This window comes from Aggregatilinea sp. (genome assembly GCF_036822615.1).
Taxonomy (GTDB): domain Bacteria; phylum Chloroflexota; class Anaerolineae; order Aggregatilineales; family Aggregatilineaceae; genus Aggregatilinea.
The window spans coordinates 2587-4805 of record NZ_DAISHJ010000201.1 but is presented as its reverse complement, the minus strand read 5'-3'; the positions used below and the strand labels follow the sequence as shown (position 1 = coordinate 4805).

Genomic DNA, 2219 nt, shown 5'->3' with positions numbered 1-2219 from the left:
GATTCATTTGATGCTCCGTCGTCTTGCTCGTCCTATTTAACAAACACGCTCTTAGTCTTCAGTCGTTAGTTAAGGCAAAAAACAAAAGAAGCAGCGGTTAGCCGTTAGCGATTAGCGGTTAGCAAGAGCGAAAAGCAAAGAGCAGACCTCGCCCCCGGCTCCTCGCCAATCAAGTTGGACAGGAGACAAGCAGGTTCCGCCCGTGTTACCCGCCGGATGTGTGAGAAACGCCGCGGGGTGGAGCATCACGCACGCTAGTGTTTACGAGGGACACCTATTATGTCGGTAGCAACGCAGGCCGTCACGAAAAAACCGTTTTGGTCGTCATCCCGGCGGGAGGCGCTCACCTTTTACATGGTGACCTCGCCGTGGGTGATCGGCTTCGTGCTGTTTACGGTCGTGCCCATCGCTTATTCGGTCTACATCAGCTTCACCGACTGGAATATGCTGTCGTCGCCGGAATGGGTGGGCCTGAAGAATTTCAGAGACATGTATCACGACCCGGACGTGGCGCACTCGCTGTGGATCACGACCAAGTACAGTCTGGTCAGCGTGCCGCTGCGGCTGGCGATCGCGCTGTTTTTCGCCATTTTGCTCAACGAAGCGACCAAGTTCGTGGGCGTGTTCCGCACGATCTTCTACCTGCCGGGGGTGGTCGCCAGCGTGGCGGCGGCGGTCCTGTGGCAGTGGATCCTTAACCCGCGCTTCGGCCCGTTCAACGCGTTCCTGGCCCTGTTTGGCATTCAAGGCCCCAACTGGTTCACCGATCCCGATTGGGCGCTGTGGGGCCTGGTGCTGATGAGCGCGTGGTCGGTCGGCGGCGAAATGCTGATCTTCCTGGCCGGGCTGAAGGGCATCCCGCGCATGATGTACGAGGCGGCGGAGATCGACGGCGCGGGGCGCTGGCAGCGCTTCCTGCGGATCACGCTGCCGCTGCTCAGCCCGACGATCTTCTTCAATCTGGTGATGACCGTGATCGGCTCGTTCCAGACCTTCGACAGCGCGTTCGTGATCTCGACGGCGCGCGCCGGGGCGATCGGCTCGCCGCTCAAATCGACGCTGTTTTACATGATGTACCTGTACGAGAACGCGTTCAAGTTCCTCAAGATGGGGTACGCGTCCGCGATGGCGTGGATTCTATTTGTCGTGATCGTGGTGGTGACGTACCTGATCAACCGCAGCGCCCAAAAATGGGTCTTTTACGGTGACTGATAGGAGCGGCCCTGATGAGCGTTAAAACTGCAAGCGTGACCCCCGCCGCCGCGATCTCCGATTTCTGGCGCAATCACCGGCTGGACCGGCTGGCGCACGGGATCGCTATCTACGGGCTGTTGATCGGCCTGAGCCTGCTGTTTATCTTCCCGTTCTTCTGGATGATCCTGTCGGCGCTGAAGCCGGAAGCCCAGATTTATAAGTGGCCGCCGCAGTGGATCCCCGACCCGATCCAGTGGTCGAACTTCTCGGACGTGTTCGGCAACCCGTATCTGCCGTTCGACACGTTCATCAAAAACACGATGATCCTCGAAGTGGGCATGATCAGCGGGCGGCTGATCTCGTGCACGCTGATCGCGTACGGCTTCGCGCGGCTGGAAGCGCCGGGCAAAAATATCCTGTTCGGCATCCTGCTGGCGACGCTGATGATCCCTAACGCGGTGCTGCGCATCCCCAGCTTCATCCTGTTCAACGAGTTTGGGTGGATCAACACCTTCAAGCCGCTGATCGTGCCCGCGTGGTTCGGGGAGGCATACGCGATCTTCCTGATGCGGCAGTTCTTCCGCACGATTCCCAAAGAACTCGAAGAATCGGCGGTGGTGGACGGCGCGAACCGCCTGCAAATCATCTTCCGCATCATCGTGCCGCTGAGCATCCCCGTGCTGACGGTGATCGGCATTTTGAGCTTCAAAGACATCTGGAACGACTTCATGGGGCCACTGCTCTACCTCAACGAGTCGTCCAAGTACACCGTGTCGGTGGGGCTGGCCTACCTGAACGGCCAGTACAACACGCAGATGAACCTGCTGATGGCGGCGTCGGTGGTGCTGATGCTGCCGACCCTGATCCTATTTTTCGTCGCGCAGCGCGCCTTCGTCGAAGGCATCACCATGACCGGACTGAAAGGGTAGTTTTCTTATGCGTCTGCCGTCAAACTACTATCACTGCTTCCTGGGCAACGGGCTGGACGCCGTGGCGTCGCTGCGCTGGCGCTTCGGCGCCGACCT

The 2219-nt window shown here is 59.2% G+C and carries 2 protein-coding genes; both read left to right on the top strand.

The window, feature by feature from the left end; all coding sequences use genetic code 11:
• Positions 1–279 precede the first annotated feature (279 nt).
• The gene (locus V7116_RS25395) at positions 280–1212 is read left to right on the top strand and encodes a carbohydrate ABC transporter permease (protein WP_324394803.1); all 933 of its coding nucleotides are present in this window, start codon (positions 280–282) and stop codon (positions 1210–1212) included.
• Between the two features lie 14 nt (positions 1213–1226).
• Positions 1227–2123 carry a carbohydrate ABC transporter permease gene (locus V7116_RS25390; protein WP_324394802.1) on the top strand — a complete coding sequence of 299 codons (897 nt, stop codon included), beginning with the start codon at positions 1227–1229 and terminating at the stop codon, positions 2121–2123.
• Positions 2124–2219 lie beyond the last annotated feature (96 nt).

Coding starts and splice junctions, on each gene's coding strand:
- V7116_RS25395 (WP_324394803.1), top strand. CDS start 280: ATGTCGGTAGCAACGCAGGCCGTCACGAAAAAACCGTTTTGGTCGTCA.
- V7116_RS25390 (WP_324394802.1), top strand. CDS start 1,227: ATGAGCGTTAAAACTGCAAGCGTGACCCCCGCCGCCGCGATCTCCGAT.